A 17,852-nucleotide genomic window follows, 5' to 3' on the forward strand; every position below is an offset into this window, starting at 1 on the left:
GCCGGCGGGGAACTACTGATCGTCAGGGCTCAGCGTAGCAAGATATCGGCCCAGATCGCCCGCCGTGATGGCCGTGCCGATCCCCGCCATCGCCTCGAGGTCTGGCAGCACGACGGACTGCCCGTCCGGGGACACGCCGAGGCCGCGGTCGGGGGCCGTGGACATCCGCAGGTCCCCGGCGGAGAGGCCGACCAGGTCGGGGGCCCGTCCGGCGATCCACGCCGAGTCGAGTCCTTCGCTCACCGTCAGGTAGGGCGTGAAGTCGCTGACCACGGTGTGCAGCCGGACGGGGTTGAGCAGCGTCTGCGGGCCGAGCAGCCGTTCGAGCACGGCCCGGACGTAGCTGCGCTGGTTCTCCACCCGCTGGAAGTCCCCGTCCTCGAAGGCCTTGCGCTCCCGGATGAACTCGAGCGCCCGCTCCCCGTCCATGTGCTCGGGGCCCTGCTCGAAGGTCATGCCCTCGTTGGACACGAAGTCCTGGGGCACGTCGATGGTGACCCCGCCCAGGGCGTCGGTGAGGGCCTGGAAACCGGCGAAGTCCACCTCGGCGACCTGGTCGACGCGGGTGCCGACGAGGTCCTCGACCGTCGCGACCATCAGCGGGACGCCGCCGAGGTCGAGCGCCGCGTTGATCTTGGCCTCCCCGACCCCGGGGATCGGCACCCACGTGTCCCGCAGGACGGAGACGACGTGGGCCTCGCCGCCGTCCTCGGGGACGTGCACCAGCATGATGGTGTCCGCCCGCACCCCCTCGACGCCCACGTCCGCCCGCCCACCGGGCCGGCTGTCCGCCCCGAGCAGCAGGACGGTGGTGCCCCGGTCCTGGGCCGCGCCCGCGGCGGGCCGCCCGCTCTCGGCCGGGAACGCGTCCTCGGCGACCTGCCTGCGGGCGTCGAAGATCCGTCCCAGGTTCCAGACGAACACCCCGGCAGCCAGGGCGAGGACCAGCACGAGCCCCAGCAGCACCAGCAGCACGCGCCGGAACGGGTGCCGGCGGCGCGGTGCGGCCCTCGTGGGCTCGGCACCATGGCCGGTTCCGCGGTCGGTTCCGCGGTCGGCTTCGCGGTCGTGGACGGACATGGGAGGCTCCCCGGTCGGTGGGTCGGGCGGACGCCGGTCGCGGCGCCTGTCCGCGCCGGTGCGCTCATGCTAGGCCGCCGTGGCTCGGAGCTCGCTCGGAGGTCGCTGGGAGAGCCGGGGGCGGGGCGGCACCGCGGGGCGGGGCAGCACCACGGGGTGGGTCAGGGCACCCGGGCGATCCACTCCGGGGTGGCGAACTTCGTGGCCACGAGCTCGCGGGCGGTGGCGAGCTCGGCGTCGCGCACGGCGCCCTCGGCGGCACCGTAGCGTCCCGTGAAGACCTCCATGAGCTTGTCCACGACGTCGGCACGGGCCATCCCGGTCTGGCGGCGCAGCGGGTCCACGCGCTTCTTGGCCGAGCGGTGCCCCTTGTCCGAGAGCTTCTCCTTGCCGATCCGCAGGACCTCGGTCATCTTCTGGCCGTCGATGTCGTAGCTCATGGTCACGTGGTGGACCATGCCGCCGCCCGCGAAGCGCTTCTGCGCGGCCCCGCCGATCTTGCCGTGCTCGGTGGCGATGTCGTTGAGAGGGACGTAGAACGCCTCCAGGCCCATCTCCTGGAACGCCTGCATGACCCACCGGTCGAGGAACGGATAGGACTCCGAGAAGCTGAGTCCGTCCACGAGAGTCTGCGGCAGGTACAGCGAGTACGTGATGCAGTTGCCCGCCTCCATGAACATGGCCCCGCCCCCGGAGACGCGGCGCACCACGGAGACGCCGTGCCGCCGGGCGCCCTCCGCGTCCACCTCGTTGCGCAGGGACTGGAAGGACCCGATCACCACGGACGGCTCTTCCCAGTCCCACAGCCGCAGCGCCGGCGGGCGCCGGCCCGCGCCCACCTCGCGGGCGAGGACCTCGTCGAGGGCCAGGTTCTCCAGGGTGGGCCGCACCACGGGCGGGATCACCTCCCACGCGTGGTCGTCCCAGGTCGTGGCGTGGGCCAGGGCCCGGCGGACAGCGGTGGCGATCGCCTGCGGGGAGAAGCCGAACAGCACGACGTCGTGCGCGAGGGCCGCCTCGACGGCCCCGACGATCTCCTGCTGGGAGGCGTGCTCGCTGAGCCCCGTCAGCGCCGCGTTGATGTCCTCGAGGGCCTCGTCGGGCTCGAGGAAGAAGTCCCCGTTGACGGAGACGTCGGCCAGCCGCCCGTCGACCACGCCCAGGTCCGCGACCACGAGCTTTCCGCCCGACACCTTGAACTCCCCGTGCCGCCGCTCCTGTGCCATCCGCGTCCTTCCGTCGTCCGTGCCGGTGGTCCCGGGTCAGCCTACGCCGGGGTCCGTGGGGACGGCGCAGGCCCGGACCGATGCGGTCCGGGCCTGCGTGCGCTCGTGCGGGGCCCCGCGAGCGGGACGAACGTCAGCCGTTGGACTTGCCGAAGTTCTTGAAGCGGGCGTTGAAGCGCTCCACGCGACCGGCGGAGTCCATGATGCGCTGCTTGCCGGTGTAGAACGGGTGGGACTCCGAGGAGATCTCGACCTCGATGATCGGGTACTCGTTGCCGTCCTCCCACGTCTCGGTCTTCTTCGAGGTGGCGGTGGAACGGGTGAGGATCGTCTTGCCGGAGGCCAGGTCGCGGAAGAGGACCGGGTGGTAGTCCGGGTGGATGTCAGTCTTCATGGGGTTCGTACCTTTTCGTCGGTGCCTGGATTTTGCCAGCCACGGTTTCGCTCGGTGGGCGGTGCGCCGTCGTCGTCCGTCCGCGCGGTCCGAGAAGGGCGGGGGCATCGGGCACCAGCGGTCCAGCGTACCGGATCACCCGCGGGAATTCACCCGCGGTCCGGCGGCACGAGGGGCCCGGCGCGCGCCGGGCCCCTCGTGCAGCGGTGGCCGGTGGTGGGACGGGCTCACCAGCGGTGTGCGACGTCGACCACGAGCCGCGTGCGGTTCCCCGGACCGTCGAGCACGAAGACCCGGTACGGGAGCCTGGCGCGGACGCCGAGGCCGATGGTGGTCTGCCCCTCGAAGCTGCCCGCCCAGGCGACCTGGCGGAACGTGCGGTACCCGGTGACGTCGACCACTTCCTTCCGGTTCTTCGGGAGATAGGTGGCCTTGCCGTCCTTGTAGGCGGGTGCGTGGACGATGATCCGCAGATCCGCCCCGCCCCGCAGGGGCACCGCCTTGCCCGAACCCTCCTCGGTGACGGAGGTGTACTTCACGTTGTAACCCGGGACGCGGCCTCCGCGGAGGTCGACGACCAGACGGTCGAAGCACGCGTGCCGACCGGCGCGAACGTTGGTGATCACGTCGCTCGTGTACACCCGCGAGTACTTCGGGGTGGACCCCCACCGGATGCCGCAGTACGGCTCCGCTGCGCCCGCGCTGCTGGGGACGATCAGCCCCAGCCCCATGGCCAGCACCAGTGCCGCCAGCCATGAGATCAACTTTTTCATGACGTTCCTTCTCGCTTCCCCCGTCTGCGCCCGGCCGCCGGCTGGTGCCGAGGTTTGAGGGACCGGGCCGTGCAGACCCTTAAAGCGTAGACTTCGCTATCGCCAACAGCACCGGTCGGGCGGTGATTGGAGGTCGAACCGTTACGGGGCGGAGAGTCCGGGCTCCTGCCGGCCGGGCCGGGTCTCCCAGAAGGCCACGGCCGAGGCGGCGGCGACGTTGAGGGAGTCCACGCCGTGGGACATCGGGATCCGCACGGTGAGGTCCGCGTGGTGGACGGCAGCGGCGCTCAGCCCGTCCCCCTCGGTGCCGAGGACGAGGGCGAGCCGCTCGTCCCGGCGCGCGGACAGCTCCTGGAGGGTGATCGAGTCGTCGCTGAGGGCGAGCGCCGCCGTGGTGAAGCCCGCGTCCTTGATCCGCTGCAGGTCGCCGGTCCAGTGCTGCAGCCGGGTCCACGGGACCTGGAACACGGTGCCCATGGAGACCCGGATGGACCGCCGGTACAGGGGGTCGGCGCAGCGCGGGGTGACGAGCACGGCGTCGACGTCGAGCGCGGCCGCGGAGCGGAAGATGGCCCCCACGTTGGTGTGGTCGACGATGTCCTCGAGGATCGCCACCCGGTGCGACGACGCCAGGAGCCGCTCCAGGTCCACCGGCTCCGGGCGCTGCATGGCCGCGATCGCCCCGCGGTGCAGGTGGAAGCCCGTGATCTGCTCGAGCACCTCGTCCGGGCCGACGTACAGGGGCACGTCCGGGTGCTCCGCCAGGACGTCCGCGAGGTCCTCCAGCCACTTGTCCGCCATGAAGAAGGACCGGGGCGTGTGCCCGGCCGCGAGCGCCCGGCGCAGGACCTTGGAGGACTCGGCGATGTACATGCCGCGCTCGGGCTCGAGCTTGCGCCGCAGCCGGACGTCGGTCAGCCGGGCGTAGTCGGCCACCCGGGGGTCGTCGGGGCTGTCGAGGCGGATCAGGCGGGGGAAGTCGGTCACGGGGTCTCTTCGTGGTCGGGGGTTTCGGTGGCGGACGGGGTCGCCCCGATGGTAGCCGGTGCCGTCCGCCGGACCTGTTCCCGCCCGGGGACGGGAACCGTTGCCCCGGCGCCGGGGCGGGCCTCCGCTCGCCCCGGGAGTGGGGAAGCGTGGTCGTCACGGAGGATCTCCGGAGTCTCGTCGTCGCGCCGGAGGACCGGTCGGGGCTCCCGTTGGGGCAGGAGGAGCGGTTCGCCGGCCGGCTTCGTGGCCGGTCTCAGAACAGCCGGGCCACCAGGTTGACGAGGGCCACGACGCCCAGCACCACGATCACGGTGCGCAGCACGACGGGTGAGAGCCGGCGGCCGATCTTGGCCCCGGCCCAGGACCCCGCGGTGGAGCTGACGGCGATGAGGAGCACCACCCACCAGTTGATCCGGTCGAGGGCGAACAGGACGTAGGAGACCGCGGCCACGATGTTGACCAGGGCCACGAGCACCACCTTGACGGCGTTCGCCGCCTGCAGCGAGGCGAGCAGGAACACGCCCAGGATGCCCAGCAGGAGCACCCCCTGGGCGGCCACGAAGTAGCCGCCGTAGACGCCGGCCAGGAAGGTCAGGGCGTACAGGGACACGGGCTGCGGGGCGCGGTCCGGGTCCAGCGGCCGGGGGGTCTCCCCGCGGGCCCGCGCCGCCGCGGCGGCCGCCTCGGCCTGCTCGTCCTTGCGGCGGCGCACCAGCGCCTGGAGGCGCGGCTGGAAGATCACGAACAGGAGGGCGACGACGATCAGCGCCGGCGCGGCGTAGCCGAACACGGTCTCCGGCAGGTGCAGCAGCAGGGCCGCCCCGATGACGCCGCCGGCCACCGAGAACGGGATGAGCTTCAGGAGGGTCCGCTCGACGCCCTTGAGCTCGTGGCGGTAGTGCCAGGCGCCCGTGAGGTTGCCGGCGATCAGGCCCATCGCGTTGGACATGGAGGCGGTCACCGGCGGCACGCCCATCGTGACCAGCACGGGGAAGGTCACCAGGGTGCCGGAGCCCACGATCGTGTTGATCAGCCCCGCCCACACCCCCGCGAGGAGGATGAGCACGACCTGCCAGCCCTCGAAGGGCAGGGTGGCGGCGAGGTCGGCGACGACGTCGAGGACGTTCTGCACGGACACGGACGCCGGGTCAGGACCGGGCGAACGCCGCGTAGCGGTTGCCGACCTTCACGAGCTTGAGCGGCAGGCCGAAGGTCTCGGAGAGGTTCTGCTGCGTCATGACCTGCTGGACGGGCCCGGAGGCGACGACCCGTCCCTCGCGCAGCAGCAGCGCGTGGGTGAAGGCGTCGGGCACCTCCTCCAGGTGGTGGGTGACCATGACGACGGCCGGCGCGGTCTCGTCCCGGGCCAGCTCGTCCAGCCGCGCCACCAGGTCCTCGCGGCCGCCCACGTCGAGGCCGGCCGCCGGCTCGTCCAGCAGCAGCAGCTCGGGGTCGGTCATCAGCGCCCGGGCGACGAGCACGCGCTTGCGCTCCCCCTCGGAGAGGGAACCGAAGCGGCGCTCGGCCAGGTGGCCGATGCCCCACGCGTCCAGGAGCTCCCGCGCCTGGGACTCGTCGGCGTCGTCGTAGTTCTCGATCCACCGCCCGGTCACGCCGTAGGCGGCCGTGACCACGCAGTTGCGCACGGTCTCCGCCTCCGGGATCTGGGCGGCGAGCACCGTGGAGCTCAGGCCGATCCGGGGACGCAGCTCGAAGACGTCCACCGCGCCGAGGATCTCGTCGAGGATGTCCACCATCCCGCGCGTGGGGTGCAGCCGGGCCGCGGCGATGGACAGCAGCGTGGTCTTGCCGGCGCCGTTGGGGCCCAGCACGACCCATCGCTCGCCCTCGTTGACGACCCAGTCCACGGACTCCAGCAGGGTCTTCTGCCCGCGGACCACGCTGACGTCCACCATCTCCACCACAGCACTCATACGGGCCACTGTAGGGCACCGGCGGCGGCGCTCCCCGCGCCGGCGCCCGGCTCCGGGCGGGTGCGTCCGGTGGCACGGATACACTGGCCGCATGACCACCGACCTCGCCGTGATCGCGTTCGCCCAGAATCCGGACCCGGAGGCCCGTGAGCGCATCCTCTCCCTGGTGCAGGACGCCGGCGCCGAGGTCGAGCGCTTCTCCACCGTGCGGGTGACCGGACCCGGTTCGGCCGGCCCGGACTCGGAGGTCCCCGGCTACAACGCCTTCACCGCGCTCGTGCACGGCTCCGACGCGACCGCCCTGCTCGCGGCCCTGCGGCCCGACCCCCTGGTGCAGATGCTGCCCGGCGTGGACGTCAACGTGGTGCCGTCCACCCTGCTCGACCCGGAGCGCAAGAAGCTGCTCATCATGGACGTCGACTCCACGCTCATCCGGCAGGAGGTCGTGGACATGCTCGCCGCCCACGCGGGACGCGAGGCCGAGGTCGCCGCCGTGACCGAGGCGGCCATGCGCGGGGAGCTGGACTTCGCCCAGTCCCTGCACGCGCGGGTCGAGTCCCTCGCGGGGCTGCCCGTGTCCGTGCTCGACGAGGTCCGCGCCGCGGTGCGGCTCTCCCCCGGCGCGGACGTGCTCATCAAGGCCTTCCTGCGGGAGGGGCACGCCGTGGCCGCGGTCTCCGGGGGCTTCCTGGGCATCCTCACGCCGCTCGCCGAGCAGCTGCGGCTCACCCGGCACGCCGCCAACACCCTCGAGGTCGTCGACGGGAGGCTCACCGGCAAGGTGCTCGGCGAGGTCGTGGACAGCACCGTCAAGGAACGGTGCCTGCGGACCTGGGCCGAGGAGCTGGGCGTCGCCTCCCAGGACGTCATCGCCGTGGGCGACGGTGCCAACGACATCGACATGCTCACGGCCGCCGGGCTCGGCGTGGCCTACAACGCCAAGCCCGCCCCGCGTGCGGCCGCCGACGCCCAGATCAACCTGCCGAACCTGGACGCGGTCCGCTTCTTCGCCGACCTCTGAGCCCGTGCGCCCCCGCCGGGGCCGCCGCTCCGGCCTGACGCCCCGGGTCGTAGAGTGGGGTGCATCACGCGCGGTGGTCGTGCAGGAGACCGCGCCAGGCCACGAGGAGAGACAGTGACGGCACCCGGTGCGCCCCGGCAGCGCCCCGGCTTCCTGGCCCGGATGATGCTGCTGCACCTCGCCGTGGTGATCCTCGTCGTCGCCCTGTGCGGGGGCGTCTACGGCTGGCTGACCTATGAGCGCCTGGGACGGGACGCCGAGCACCAGGCCCTGTCCATCGCCCGCGCCGTGGCCGCCACCGACGACGTCCGAGCGGGCGTGGCGGAGCTGGTCGGGACCGGTCCCGAGGCCCTCGACCCGGAGGTGCTGGCCCGGGGCTCCCTGCAGTCCTCGGCCGAGGAGGTCCGCCGCCGCACGGACTCCCTCTTCGTGGTGATCACCGACGACACGGGGCTCCGGCTCTCCCACCCCAATCCCGAGCAGCTGGGCCGGCCCGTCAGCACGGATCCCACCGAGGCCCTGGCCGGGCGGGAGGTCACGAGCCAGGAGCGCGGCACCCTGGGGCACTCGGCCCGGGCCAAGGTCCCGGTGTACGCCCCGGGAACGGACGCCGCGGTGGTGGGCGCGGTGAGCGTGGGGATCTCCCGCGAGGACGTGCTGGCCAGTCTCCGGCAGGACATCACCCCCGTGGCGGCCACCGCCGTCGGAGCCCTGGGCCTCGGCGCGGCCGCCTCCGCGGCGATCGCGCGCCGGCTCAAGCGCCTCACCCTCGGGCTGGAGCCCGAGGAGATCGTCGCGCTCGCCCAGGACCAGGAGGCGGTGCTGCGCGGCGTCGACGAAGGCGTCATCGGCGTCTCGCCCGAGCACCGCATCACGGTGGTCAACGCCGAGGCGGGACGGCTGCTGGGCATCGACGACCCGGACCGGCTCGTGGGCGAGCGCCTGGGAGACACCGGTCTGCCGGCCTCCTTCGCTGCGCTGCTGGCCGCGGCCACCCCGGAGTCCCCGGCGGTCGAACAGGTCATCGGCCCACGCGTGCTGATCCTCTCCGCCCGGGCGGTGCGCCCCACCCGGGCGCCGCAACGGCGCCTGCGAGGCCCCCGGCGGGGGGTACCGGCGCTCGGCACGGACGCCCCCGAGCTGGGCTGGGTGGTGCTGGTCCGGGACCGCACCGAGCTGCAGTCCCTGACCCGGCAGCTCGACGCTGTCGGCGCCCTCAGCACCGCCCTGCGCGCCCAGCGCCACGAGTTCGCCAACCGCCTGCACACCATCTCGGGGCTGCTCGCCATCGGCGACGCCGAGGAGGCCCGCCGGTACGTGTCCGAGGTGACCGAGACCGGGCCCCTGAGCTACCCGGCCGAACGGGCCGAACTGTTGCGGGACCCCTACCTGCAGGCGTTCGTCGGGGCCAAGAGCGTCGAGGCCGCCGAGCGCGGCGTGAGCCTGCGCATCGGCGCGGACACCCTGGTCCGCGGCCGGATCACGGACCCGCAGGACGTCACCACGGTGATCGGAAGCCTCGTGGACAACGCCGTCCGCGCCGCCGTCCAGGGCGCGGCGGAGGAGCACTGGGTCGAGGTCGAGCTGCTCGACGACTGGACCGGCGGGGAGGGCACCCTGCACCTCGTCGTGGCCGACTCCGGCGACGGGCTCCCGGTGGAGGAGCCTGAGCCGATCTTCGCCCAGGGCTGGTCCACTGCCGTCCCGTCCGGTGCCGCCCCGGCCGGCGCGTCCGGGACGAGCGGCGGTACGGCGTTCGACGCGCTGCCCGACGTCCACGGCCAGGGCTTCGGGCTGTCCCTCAGCCGTGAACTGGCCCGTCGGCGCGGTGGGGACGTCTGGGTGGCCGATCCCGGGCGCCACGGCGGGCCGGGAGCCGTCTTCTGCGCGCGCCTGCCCGGTACCGTGGTCCGCGACCCCGGGGCCGACGTCCGCGGGGAACGGTCCGCCGGCAGATCAGGAGGTGCAGGATGAGCGACGACCTGGTGGTCCTCGTGGTCGACGACGACTTCCACGTGGGACGGCTGCACGCGGGCTTCGTGAACGCCGTGCCGGGCTTCACGGCGCTGACCCCCGTGGGCACCGCCGAGCAGGCGATGCGCACCGTCCACGCCCACCAGCCCGACCTCGTGCTGCTGGACGTCTATCTGCCCGACGCGCTCGGCCTGGACCTGCTGCGGGCCCTGGACGTCGACGTCATCATGCTCACCGCGGCGGCCGACCCGGCCTCCGTGCGGACGGCCGTCCGCCGCGGAGCCCTCGCCTACCTCATCAAACCGTTCCCGAACGAGCGGCTGGCGCGCACCCTGCGGGCCTACGCCCGGTACCGCCGGCTGCTCACCGACCGGGACGGGCTGACGCAGGAGACCGTGGACCGCGCCCTGCACGCCCTGCACCCGGGCGAGACCGCCTCCCCCGGCGAGCGCACCCGGTCCGCGACGGAGGCCTCGGTCCTCGCGGCCCTGGAGGCCGGGGCACCGCTCTCGGCCGCGGAGATCGCCCGCAAGGTCGGCATCTCCCGGGCCACGGCCCAGCGCTACCTCTCCGCGCTGGCGGAGGACGGGTCGGTCGAGATCCAGCTCCGCTACGGGAGCACCGGCCGCCCGGAGCACCGCTACGGGCCCGCGGCCTCCTGATCCTCGGTTCATGCTCAGGGCCGGTCCCTAGACTGCGCGCCATGACCAGCAGAGTGCGACCGGAACCACAGGACCACTGCCTTTCCTGGCCGGACGAGATCTGCGGCGACCCGGTGGCGGAGCGGGCGCGGCTGTTCGCCGTGAACCTGCGGGCGGCCGTGGGGTCCCGGCCCCTACGGGAGGTCGGGGCGCTCGCCGGTGTCGACCACACCGCGCTGTCCCGGATCCTGGACGGACACGTCTGGCCGGACGGGTACACGATCGCCCGCCTGGAGGTCCGGCTGGGGACCAGCCTGTGGCCGCCGTTCGAGGAGTGAGCCGCACCACCCGCCGGGCGGGCCGGGGTGGTCAGGGGCGGGCGAGGTCCAGCCAGAAGGTGTCGTGCTTCTGGTCGTGGTGCAGCAGCGTCTCCAGCGGCCCGTCGTAGGCGTCCAAGGCACGGCTCACGAGCTCGCGCACGTCCCGTGCGGCGACGGTGACGGTGCCGCCGAGCTCGTCGTCGGCTGTCTCCCGCACCACCACGACCCGGCCCGGATCGCCCCAGACGTACTCGCCGTCGGCGTCGCGCAGGGCGTCGACGAAGAACTCCTCGTCGCCGTCGCGGGTGAGCACGTCCAGGCGTGCCGCGTCGGGGTGCCGGCGGGTCAGCTCGGCGGCGACCAGGCGCAGCAGCTTCCGGGCGTAGCTGCGCCGGGCACGGTCGAGCGCTTCCTCGGCGGTCTGCAGCTCGTGGGCGGGGGTCCGGGCGGGGGTGGTCATCGACGAAAAGCATATGTGTGTGGATGGGCTGGTGCCGGGTGCCGCCCCCGTGTCGCCGTCGGGCCCTCCCCCGAGGGATGCCGCGCGAAGCGGACCGCTGCGCAGAGCCAGCGGGCCACCGGCCACCGGGCCCCCGGCATCGACGACGGCGCCAAGAGCAGCGGCACGCGGAACAGCGGCACGGGGAACAGCGGCATCGGGCAGAATGACGCCATGATCGACGCCCACCTGCACTTGGTCGACCCCCGGTTCCCGCTGGTGCCGAACCGGGGGTACGTGCCGCCGAGCTTCACGGTCGGGGACTACCGGCGGCGGGTCCGGGGGCTGGGCGTGGTGGGCGGGGCGGTGGTGGGCGGGGCGGTGGTGAGCGGCTCCTTCCAGGGCCACGACCAGAGCTACCTGCGCGCGGCTCTGGCGGAGCTCGGCCCGGGCTTCGTCGGCGTGACCCAGCTGCCGCCCACCGTCGCGGACGAGCAGGTGCGCGAGCTGCACGCGGCGGGGGTGCGGGCGGTGCGCTTCAACCTCCGCCGCGGCGCGGACGCGGACCCCGCCGGCATCGAGCGGCTGGCCCGGCGGGTGCACGACCTCGCCGGGTGGCACGCCGAGTTCTACCTGGACGCCGCCGCGCTGGAGCACCTCGCCCCCATGCTGCGGCGGCTGCCGCGGGCCGGCGTCGACCACCTCGGCATGAGCGCGGCGGGGCTGCCACGGCTGCTCGAGCTCGTCGGGCACGGCGTGAAGGTCAAGGCGACGGGCTTCGGCCGCGTCGACCTCGACGTGCCGGACGCGCTGCGCCGGATCCACGCCGTGGACCCGACCGCGCTGCTGTTCGGCACCGACCTGCCGAGCACCCGGGCGGAGCGCCCGTTCCGGGACGCGGACGTCGCGCTGGTCGTCGAGACCCTGGGCACCGACGCCGCGTCGGCCGTGCTGCACGACAGCGCCGCGGCCTGGTACGGGCTGCCGCGCCCGGCCCCCGCGCTCTGAGGGGTCGGCCCTCGCCCGGCTCCGGGGCCCCGACGGGCGTCAGCGGGACGCCGTCGGGACGATGTTGTGGTTGCCGCGGAACATGTTCTCCGGATCGAAGCGGTTCTTCAGCTCGACCAGCCGCTCGTGCTTGGCTCGCCCGTAGGCCTGCCGCGCCGCCACCACCGGGTCGACGCCGGTCTCCGCCCCCAGGAAGTTGACGTACTGGCCCGGCTCGGCGAAGGGCTCCAGGGCGGCGTGCACCGTCCGGGCGTACGCCGTGAGCCGGGCGTCGTCGGCCGGGTCGCGCCAGAAGCCGAAGATGTTCAGCCAGAACCGCGCGGAGCGGCTCGGCCACGCCGTGGCGTCCTCGGGCACCCGGCCGAAGGCGCCCCGCAGACAGTGCAGGTTGATGCCGCTGCCCACCCAGGTGATCTCGGAGGCCGCGGCCACGAGCGCGGAGACGACCACCTCGTCCAGGCGGCTGAACGCCACGTTCTTCCAGTAGCCCCGGGAGCCGGTCGGGAAGACCGGGTCCTTCGCGGTCTGCCACACGGTCCACGGCACCGGGCCCACGGTCTCGAGGTCGGGTGGGGCCGCCGCGCGCAACCGGTCGACGAGCTCGAGACCGGCCCCGTGCCGCGGCGAGGCCCAGGCGAAGCCGACGGTCATGAGCACCTCCGGCCCGAGCCCGTACTCCGGCGGGAGGACCACGAAGGACACGATGGTGTTCATCTCGTCCGGGAGCTCCCGCGCCCAGACCTCGAAGGCCGCCAGCGCGTGCTCCCACCGCGGGCGGCGGTAGACGAGGCCGCCCACCAGCACGGGCGATGCCAGCGGGTGGGCGCGGTACCGGAAGGAGGTGACCACGCCGAAGTTCCCGCCCCCGCCGCGCAGTCCCCAGAAGAGCTCGGGCTGCTCGGTCCCGTCGACGTGCAGGTGCTCTCCCGCGGCGGTCACGACCTCCGCGGAGACCAGGTTGTCGACGGTCAGGCCGTGGGTGCGGGTCAGCCAGCCGATGCCCCCGCCGAGGGTGAGCCCGGCGACGCCGGTGCCGCCGACCACCCCGAGCGGAACGGCGAGACCGTGCGGAGCCGTCGCCCGGTCCACGTGGGCGAGAGTGGCCCCCGGCTGGGCGGTCACGAGGCGCGCCGCCGGGTCGACGACGACTCCGGTCAGACCGCCGAGGTCCAGGACGAGGCCGTCCGCGACCGTGCTGTGCCCGGCGATGTTGTGGCCGCCGCCCCGCACGGCCAGCGGCAGCCCGGTGCGCCGGGCGGTCGCCAGGACGAGGTCGACGTCGGCCACGGACCCGGCCCGGGCGAGGGCTCGCGGACGGACGTCGACCATGCCGTTCCAGACCCGTCGTGCGTCGTCGTAGTCGGGGTCCTGCGGGCCGATCAGGACGCCGGTGAGGTGCCCCGCGAGGTCCCGCAGGGCCCGATCGGTCGCGCGCTCAGCGGTGACCGGACGGTGGGTGCTCATGGCGAGGTCCTGCGACGAGGGGCGCTCGGGCCCCGGTGGAGCGGCGGAGCGGCCGCCGAGGGCGTGGCAGGAAGTGTAGTCCTCGGTCCCCCGCCCGACAACGGCGGGCGGCTACTCCGGCCACACCTGCCGGTCCGGGCCCTGCAGGACGTAGCGCAGCTCCACGGCGCCGCCCTCGAAGTGCGTGGTCCGCTGGAGCCGCAGGTCGAGCGCCGCCGCGGTCGGCAGGACGGGATGCCCTCCGCCCAGGACGATCGGCATGTAGGTCAGCCACAGCTCGTCGAGCAGACCGGCGTCCGCGAACTGGGCCGCGAGCTGCCCGCCGCCCACCACCCACAGGTTCCGCCCGCCCGCGGACGCCACCAGGGCGTCGGCGTGCAGGGTGACGGAACCGCTGACGAACTGCAGGTTCGCCCCCGCCAGCCGCGGCAGCTCGCGGTGGGTGAACACCCACACCGGCAGGTCGCCGTAGGCCCAGTCCCCCTGGTCGAGGACGAACTCGTAGGTGCTCGCCCCCATCGCGAGCGCCCCGACGTCGGCCAGGAAGGCGTCGTAGTGCTCCTGGTAGGCCTCGAAGCCGTACTGCAGCAACCAGTCGAGGTGGTTCTCCCGGTCGGCGATGTACCCGTCGGCGCTGGCCGCCACGTAGTACTGCGTTCTGCTCATGCGCACCAGGTTACGCACCCCGCCGGCGGCTTCCCAGGGCTGCTTCCCCCGCGCCGCCGACGGCGTCATGATGGGGGCATCGACCGATCGACGCGGAGGCCCCACCATGCCCATGCTGCTCAATCCCTACTTCTCGTTCCGGGACACGGCCGAGGAGGCGATGACGTTCTACCGTTCCGTGTTCGGCGGGGAGCTGTCGATCAGCCGCTTCAGCGAGTACGGGGCCAGCGACGACCCCGCGGAGCAGGACAAGGTCATGCACGCGATGCTCACCACCGGCACCGGCATGGTCCTGATGGCCTCCGACACCCCGAACAGCATGGACCTGACCGTCGGGGACAACATCTCCGTCTCCGTGAGCGGCGACGACGAGACCGTGATGCGCGGCTGGTGGGAGGCACTGGGTGCGGGCGGGACCGTCACGATGCAACTCGAGGAGGCGCCCTGGGGCGGCCTGTTCGGGATGTGCACCGACCGGTTCGGCATCCACTGGATGTTCAGCGTCGGCGACGCCGGCTCCTGATGCGCCCCGCGCCACCTGACCCGAGAAGGAGCGTCCCATGAGAATCACCCACACCAGCGTCTTCGTCGACGACCAGCAGCAGGCCCTGCTGTTCTACACCGGCAAGCTCGGCTTCATGGTCAAGCACGACGTCCCCGCCGGCGGCGCCCGCTGGCTCACCGTGGTCTCGCCCCAGGCGCCCGAGGGCGTCGAGCTCTTGCTCGAGCCCTCCGAGCACCCCGCCGTGGGACCGTTCAAGGCCGCACTCGTCGCCGACGGCATCCCGTTCACGAGCTTCGGGGTCAAGGACGTGCGCGCGGAGTACGAACGGCTCCGCGAGCGCGGGGTGCACTTCGTCCAGGAGCCCACGGTCTCGGGCCCGTACACCACCGCGGTGCTCGACGACACGTGCGGCAACCTCATCCAGATCGCGAGCCCGAACCCCGAGTGAGGCGCGCCCGGCCGGGGCCGGTCCCGGGTGAGACCCGCGCGGGCGGGTCAGTCCCGGGCGCGGAGCTGCTCGGCGAGGGGCCGGTAGTGCCCGGACATCGCGGGGTGGTAGTCCCGGGCGAAGTCGACGGCGTCCGGCTCCCCGCCGGTCTCGGCGGCCACGAGCCGATCCAGGTAGTACTCCCAGCCGGGCCCGACCGACTCCACCTCGTCGGGGTCCGGGTACCGGTGGGTGAGCTGCAGGAGGGTCGTGCCGTCCTCGTCCCGGAGGTCGAGGTCCACGCGCCAGGCGTCGGCCGCCGTGCCCAGGGTGAGCGCCAGGTGCCGCGGCGGGTCGCACCGGCGGATCAGCAGGGGCTCGCGCTGGTCCCAGTCCTCGGCGGTCATCAGGACCTCGACGCGCCCGGAGGCCGGGTCACCGCTCCACGTCCCGTACCACCGGGCGAGCCGGCCGGCGTCCGTCACCGCGGACCAGATCTCCTCGACCGGGGCGCGGAACGTGCGCGTGAGGACGAGGTGACCGCTGGGGTCGAGGCGTCCGGTGGGCTGTGGGGTCATGGTGGCTCCTCGCTCGGCTCCGCACCGCGCGGAGGTGCTCCTGGTCGAGGCGCGGACGGCCTCGCGCCGTGGAGTCCATGATGAGCCCGGCCGCGGGCGGACGGCGTCACATTGCGGCCGGTTTCGCGCCGCCGGCGGCGGCTGCGCGCCGCGGGGCTCCCGCGCGCGCCCGCACCCCGCCGCCCCGGTCCTCTTCGAGCACCACGGCGTCGGCGAACCCGTGGGCGGCCACGGCTCCGCGCACCGGCTCCAGGAGGGCGGCCCGGCGGTCCGGGCGCGGCCCGGGTCCGTACGCGACGAGCAGCGTGCCCCCCGGGACCAGCACCTGGCGCAGCACGGACAGCTCGGGCTCCGCGGAGGTCGTCCAGAAGAGGTTGACGTCCACGCCGAACGCGACGTCGAAGGACTCCGCGGGAGCGTCGAGGTCGGCGAGCGCGACGCGCCGGACCGTCAGCACCCCGGCGTCCACGGCCATGCGGTTGCGGTCCACGGCACGCGCCACGGCCGTGGCCGAGCGGTCGATCGCCAGCATCGATCCGCCGGAGAGCCGGCCGAGGACGAGCTGCGCCGCCACGCCGCCACCGCAGCCGAACTCGAGCACCCGGGACGCCGGGTGGAGGCCGAGCTGCTCCACCGCCCACCGGTGGCGCTCGGCGACAATCCGTGCGCCCATGGTCCGGTCCTTCCCGTGGTGGTCCCCTCCATCGTCCGTCTCCCGCGGACCCGCCGCCACTCCCGGCAGGATCGACGGCACGGACGACGGCGGGGCGGTCACCCGGAAGGTGACCGCCCCGCTCTCGTCGTCGGGAGCCGTGGGCCTACTTGCGCCCGGCCTTCGCCAGGAAGTCGTCGGCGCCGCCGACGAGCTCGACGTGCCCGGTGGGGACGTCCGCGGTGACCATCCGGGCGATCTCCTCGGCGAACTCCTGCACGGAGTAGAGCTTGCCGGCGGCCTCGCGGCGCTCCTCGAGCGCCCCCGGGCGGGCCCGGTTCAGCAGGGTCGCGGTCACGGTGCCCTCGATCATGTCGCCGGAGACCACCACGAACGTGATGCCCTTCTCGGTCAGCTCCGGGATGCGTGCGGTGAGGGCGTCCTCACCGGCGCGCTTGGACTTCGCGACCTCCACGTACTCCGGCATGGTTTCGACGTCGTCGATGAAGTGCGCCTGGTGGCTGGTCACGAAGACCACGCGCCCGCCCTCGGGCAGGTGCTCGAGCGCCGCGGTGAGGGTGTCGTTCTGCGCGTCCCGGTTGAGCTTGAGCGCGTAGTCCTCGCCGAGGTCCGTCTCCATGCCGCCGGAGGCGTTGAGCACGAGCACGTCCACCCCGCCGAAGGCCTCCACGGCACGGGCGAACAGGCCGCGGACGTCCTCGGGCTCGGTCATGTCGGCCTGGACGGCGATGGCCTTGCCGCCGGCCGCCTCGATCTCCTTGACGACCTTGTTGGCACGGGGCGCCTTCTGCCGGTAGTTGACGACGACGTTGGCGCCCTCCCCGGCCAGCAGCTTGGCGGTGTCGGCGCCGACGCCGCGCGAGGACCCGGTGACGACCGCGGTCTTGCCTGCAAGTGAACTCATGGTGCTCCTTCGGTGGAACGTGCGGGGATCGTGGGGCGGCAGGGCTCAGTGGCCCATGCCGAGGCCGCCGTCCACGGGGATGACGGCGCCGGAGATGTACTTCGCCTCGTCGGAGGCGATCCAGCGCACGACGGCGGCGACCTCCTCCGGCTCGGCGAACCGGCCGGCCGGGATGGAGGCGAGGTAGTTCTTCTGGGTGTCCTCGGGCAGCGCCGCGGTCATCTCCGTGTTGATGAACCCGGGGGCCACGACGTTGGCGGTCACGTTGCGCCCGCCCAGCTCACGGGTGATGGAACGGGCGATGCCGACCAGGCCGGCCTTGGACGCGGCGTAGTTGACCTGCCCGGGCGAGCCGTAGAGCCCGACCACCGAGGAGATGAGGACCACGCGCCCGCGCTTGAGGCGCATGAACCCCTTGGCGGCGCGCTGCACCACGCGGAACGCGCCGGTGAGGTTGGTGTCCACGACGTCCTGGAAGTCCTGCTCCTTCATCCGCAGCAGCAGGGTGTCGCGGGTGATCCCGGCGTTGGCCACGACCACCTCGACCGGACCGAACTCGGCCTCGACGGCCTTGTACGCGGCGTCGATCGAGGCGGAGTCGGTGACGTCGGCCTGCACCGCGAAGAAGCCCTCGGGCGCCTCGCCGGAGCGGTAGGTGACGGCCACGTTGTCCCCGGCGTCCTGGAACGCCTGCGCGATGGCCTGCCCGATCCCGCGGTTGCCACCGGTCACGAGGACGGTGCGGGGGGCCGGGCTGCGCTGCTCGTCTGCCATGGGAAGGGAGCCTTTCGGTCGTGGGTCGCGGGCCCGCGACAGGGAGTGGGGCGGGCCCGCG

At 73.5% G+C, this 17,852-nt stretch carries 21 protein-coding genes; 7 read left to right on the forward strand and 14 right to left on the reverse strand.

Annotated features, from left to right (window positions below):
• Positions 1-12: 12 nt before the first annotated feature.
• From ACFYE3_RS05490 to ACFYE3_RS05520, 7 genes are all read right to left on the reverse strand, one after another.
• Entirely contained in the window at positions 13-1,080 is a 1,068-nt protein-coding gene (locus tag ACFYE3_RS05490; RefSeq protein ID WP_387606821.1) for an LCP family protein, read from the reverse strand.
• A gap of 161 nt (positions 1,081-1,241) precedes the next feature.
• A complete protein-coding gene (locus tag ACFYE3_RS05495) occupies positions 1,242-2,306 on the reverse strand; it encodes a lipoate--protein ligase family protein (RefSeq protein ID WP_387606822.1) in 1,065 nt (354 codons plus the stop codon).
• 133 nt (positions 2,307-2,439) lie between these two features.
• Positions 2,440-2,700, reverse strand: a complete 261-nt coding sequence (locus tag ACFYE3_RS05500; RefSeq protein ID WP_368819805.1) for a type B 50S ribosomal protein L31 — start codon at positions 2,698-2,700, stop codon at positions 2,440-2,442.
• Positions 2,701-2,927: 227 nt separating this feature from the next.
• Positions 2,928-3,473 (reverse strand): AMIN-like domain-containing (lipo)protein, encoded by a 546-nt coding sequence (locus ACFYE3_RS05505; RefSeq protein ID WP_387606823.1) that lies wholly within the window; start codon positions 3,471-3,473, stop codon positions 2,928-2,930.
• A 141-nt stretch (positions 3,474-3,614) separates the two neighbouring features.
• Positions 3,615-4,460 (reverse strand): TrmH family RNA methyltransferase, encoded by an 846-nt coding sequence (locus ACFYE3_RS05510; RefSeq protein WP_387606825.1) that lies wholly within the window; start codon positions 4,458-4,460, stop codon positions 3,615-3,617.
• A 256-nt stretch (positions 4,461-4,716) separates the two neighbouring features.
• Positions 4,717-5,553 (reverse strand): sulfite exporter TauE/SafE family protein, encoded by an 837-nt coding sequence (locus ACFYE3_RS05515; protein ID WP_387606995.1) that lies wholly within the window; start codon positions 5,551-5,553, stop codon positions 4,717-4,719.
• Between the two features lie 58 nt (positions 5,554-5,611).
• On the reverse strand, positions 5,612-6,397 hold the full coding sequence (locus ACFYE3_RS05520; RefSeq protein WP_387606827.1) for an ABC transporter ATP-binding protein: 786 nt from the start codon (positions 6,395-6,397) through the stop codon (positions 5,612-5,614).
• A 91-nt stretch (positions 6,398-6,488) separates the two neighbouring features.
• On the opposite strand from ACFYE3_RS05520, the gene serB reads away from it, so the two are divergent.
• From serB to ACFYE3_RS05540, 4 genes are all read left to right on the forward strand, one after another.
• Entirely contained in the window at positions 6,489-7,418 is a 930-nt protein-coding gene (gene serB / locus ACFYE3_RS05525) for a phosphoserine phosphatase SerB (RefSeq protein WP_387606828.1), read from the forward strand.
• Between the two features lie 114 nt (positions 7,419-7,532).
• The gene (locus ACFYE3_RS05530) at positions 7,533-9,392 is read left to right on the forward strand and encodes a sensor histidine kinase (RefSeq protein ID WP_387606831.1); all 1,860 of its coding nucleotides are present in this window, start codon (positions 7,533-7,535) and stop codon (positions 9,390-9,392) included.
• On the forward strand, positions 9,389-10,054 hold the full coding sequence (locus ACFYE3_RS05535; RefSeq protein WP_387606833.1) for a response regulator: 666 nt from the start codon (positions 9,389-9,391) through the stop codon (positions 10,052-10,054). Before ACFYE3_RS05530 ends, ACFYE3_RS05535 begins: the two co-directional genes overlap by 4 nt.
• A 41-nt stretch (positions 10,055-10,095) precedes the next feature.
• On the forward strand, positions 10,096-10,371 hold the full coding sequence (locus tag ACFYE3_RS05540) for a hypothetical protein (protein ID WP_387606836.1): 276 nt from the start codon (positions 10,096-10,098) through the stop codon (positions 10,369-10,371).
• Positions 10,372-10,402: 31 nt separating this feature from the next.
• Here the strand turns inward: ACFYE3_RS05540 and ACFYE3_RS05545 are convergent, their stop codons facing one another.
• Positions 10,403-10,813, reverse strand: coding sequence for a hypothetical protein (locus ACFYE3_RS05545; protein ID WP_387606838.1), 411 nt, complete (start codon positions 10,811-10,813; stop codon positions 10,403-10,405).
• Between the two features lie 213 nt (positions 10,814-11,026).
• On the opposite strand from ACFYE3_RS05545, the gene ACFYE3_RS05550 reads away from it, so the two are divergent.
• Positions 11,027-11,800, forward strand: a complete 774-nt coding sequence (locus ACFYE3_RS05550) for an amidohydrolase family protein (RefSeq protein ID WP_387606840.1) — start codon at positions 11,027-11,029, stop codon at positions 11,798-11,800.
• A gap of 39 nt (positions 11,801-11,839) precedes the next feature.
• On the opposite strand, the gene ACFYE3_RS05555 is transcribed toward ACFYE3_RS05550, so the two are convergent.
• Both ACFYE3_RS05555 and ACFYE3_RS05560 read right to left on the reverse strand, forming a co-directional pair.
• The gene (locus ACFYE3_RS05555; RefSeq protein WP_387606841.1) at positions 11,840-13,264 is read right to left on the reverse strand and encodes an FAD-binding oxidoreductase; all 1,425 of its coding nucleotides are present in this window, start codon (positions 13,262-13,264) and stop codon (positions 11,840-11,842) included.
• Between the two features lie 111 nt (positions 13,265-13,375).
• Complete coding sequence (locus ACFYE3_RS05560) at positions 13,376-13,930, reverse strand: dihydrofolate reductase family protein (protein WP_387606843.1); 555 nt, start codon at positions 13,928-13,930, stop codon at positions 13,376-13,378.
• 106 nt (positions 13,931-14,036) lie between these two features.
• On the opposite strand from ACFYE3_RS05560, the gene ACFYE3_RS05565 reads away from it, so the two are divergent.
• Positions 14,037-14,453 carry a VOC family protein gene (locus ACFYE3_RS05565; protein ID WP_387606844.1) on the forward strand — a complete coding sequence of 139 codons (417 nt, stop codon included), beginning with the start codon at positions 14,037-14,039 and terminating at the stop codon, positions 14,451-14,453.
• A gap of 37 nt (positions 14,454-14,490) precedes the next feature.
• Entirely contained in the window at positions 14,491-14,883 is a 393-nt protein-coding gene (locus ACFYE3_RS05570) for a VOC family protein (RefSeq protein ID WP_387606846.1), read from the forward strand.
• A gap of 47 nt (positions 14,884-14,930) precedes the next feature.
• On the opposite strand, the gene ACFYE3_RS05575 is transcribed toward ACFYE3_RS05570, so the two are convergent.
• The 4 genes from ACFYE3_RS05575 to ACFYE3_RS05590 all read right to left on the reverse strand — a co-directional run bounded on the left by ACFYE3_RS05575 (position 14,931) and on the right by ACFYE3_RS05590 (position 17,791).
• Positions 14,931-15,440, reverse strand: a complete 510-nt coding sequence (locus ACFYE3_RS05575; RefSeq protein WP_387606847.1) for an SRPBCC family protein — start codon at positions 15,438-15,440, stop codon at positions 14,931-14,933.
• 106 nt (positions 15,441-15,546) lie between these two features.
• Entirely contained in the window at positions 15,547-16,113 is a 567-nt protein-coding gene (locus ACFYE3_RS05580) for a class I SAM-dependent methyltransferase (protein WP_387606850.1), read from the reverse strand.
• 145 nt (positions 16,114-16,258) lie between these two features.
• Positions 16,259-17,017 carry an SDR family oxidoreductase gene (locus ACFYE3_RS05585; protein ID WP_387606852.1) on the reverse strand — a complete coding sequence of 253 codons (759 nt, stop codon included), beginning with the start codon at positions 17,015-17,017 and terminating at the stop codon, positions 16,259-16,261.
• Between the two features lie 45 nt (positions 17,018-17,062).
• Positions 17,063-17,791 (reverse strand): beta-ketoacyl-ACP reductase, encoded by a 729-nt coding sequence (locus ACFYE3_RS05590; protein ID WP_387606854.1) that lies wholly within the window; start codon positions 17,789-17,791, stop codon positions 17,063-17,065.
• Positions 17,792-17,852: the final 61 nt, after the last annotated feature.

It is taken from the genome of Kocuria arenosa, from assembly GCF_042879215.1.
Lineage (GTDB): Bacteria > Actinomycetota > Actinomycetes > Actinomycetales > Micrococcaceae > Kocuria > Kocuria arenosa.

Bases quoted from the DNA above. Each gene is read 5' to 3' on its own strand.
- ACFYE3_RS05540 (WP_387606836.1), top strand. From the start codon at position 10,096: ATGACCAGCAGAGTGCGACCGGAACCACAGGACCACTGCCTTTCCTGG.
- ACFYE3_RS05545 (WP_387606838.1), bottom strand. From the start codon at position 10,813: ATGACCACCCCCGCCCGGACCCCCGCCCACGAGCTGCAGACCGCCGAG.
- ACFYE3_RS05560 (WP_387606843.1), bottom strand. From the start codon at position 13,930: ATGAGCAGAACGCAGTACTACGTGGCGGCCAGCGCCGACGGGTACATC.
- ACFYE3_RS05505 (WP_387606823.1), bottom strand. From the start codon at position 3,473: ATGAAAAAGTTGATCTCATGGCTGGCGGCACTGGTGCTGGCCATGGGG.
- ACFYE3_RS05500 (WP_368819805.1), bottom strand. From the start codon at position 2,700: ATGAAGACTGACATCCACCCGGACTACCACCCGGTCCTCTTCCGCGAC.
- ACFYE3_RS05585 (WP_387606852.1), bottom strand. From the start codon at position 17,017: ATGAGTTCACTTGCAGGCAAGACCGCGGTCGTCACCGGGTCCTCGCGC.
- serB (WP_387606828.1), top strand. From the start codon at position 6,489: ATGACCACCGACCTCGCCGTGATCGCGTTCGCCCAGAATCCGGACCCG.
- ACFYE3_RS05575 (WP_387606847.1), bottom strand. From the start codon at position 15,440: ATGACCCCACAGCCCACCGGACGCCTCGACCCCAGCGGTCACCTCGTC.
- ACFYE3_RS05495 (WP_387606822.1), bottom strand. From the start codon at position 2,306: ATGGCACAGGAGCGGCGGCACGGGGAGTTCAAGGTGTCGGGCGGAAAG.
- ACFYE3_RS05590 (WP_387606854.1), bottom strand. From the start codon at position 17,791: ATGGCAGACGAGCAGCGCAGCCCGGCCCCCCGCACCGTCCTCGTGACC.
- ACFYE3_RS05520 (WP_387606827.1), bottom strand. From the start codon at position 6,397: ATGAGTGCTGTGGTGGAGATGGTGGACGTCAGCGTGGTCCGCGGGCAG.
- ACFYE3_RS05555 (WP_387606841.1), bottom strand. From the start codon at position 13,264: ATGAGCACCCACCGTCCGGTCACCGCTGAGCGCGCGACCGATCGGGCC.
- ACFYE3_RS05535 (WP_387606833.1), top strand. From the start codon at position 9,389: ATGAGCGACGACCTGGTGGTCCTCGTGGTCGACGACGACTTCCACGTG.
- ACFYE3_RS05570 (WP_387606846.1), top strand. From the start codon at position 14,491: ATGAGAATCACCCACACCAGCGTCTTCGTCGACGACCAGCAGCAGGCC.
- ACFYE3_RS05565 (WP_387606844.1), top strand. From the start codon at position 14,037: ATGCCCATGCTGCTCAATCCCTACTTCTCGTTCCGGGACACGGCCGAG.
- ACFYE3_RS05490 (WP_387606821.1), bottom strand. From the start codon at position 1,080: ATGTCCGTCCACGACCGCGAAGCCGACCGCGGAACCGACCGCGGAACC.
- ACFYE3_RS05550 (WP_387606840.1), top strand. From the start codon at position 11,027: ATGATCGACGCCCACCTGCACTTGGTCGACCCCCGGTTCCCGCTGGTG.
- ACFYE3_RS05580 (WP_387606850.1), bottom strand. From the start codon at position 16,113: ATGGGCGCACGGATTGTCGCCGAGCGCCACCGGTGGGCGGTGGAGCAG.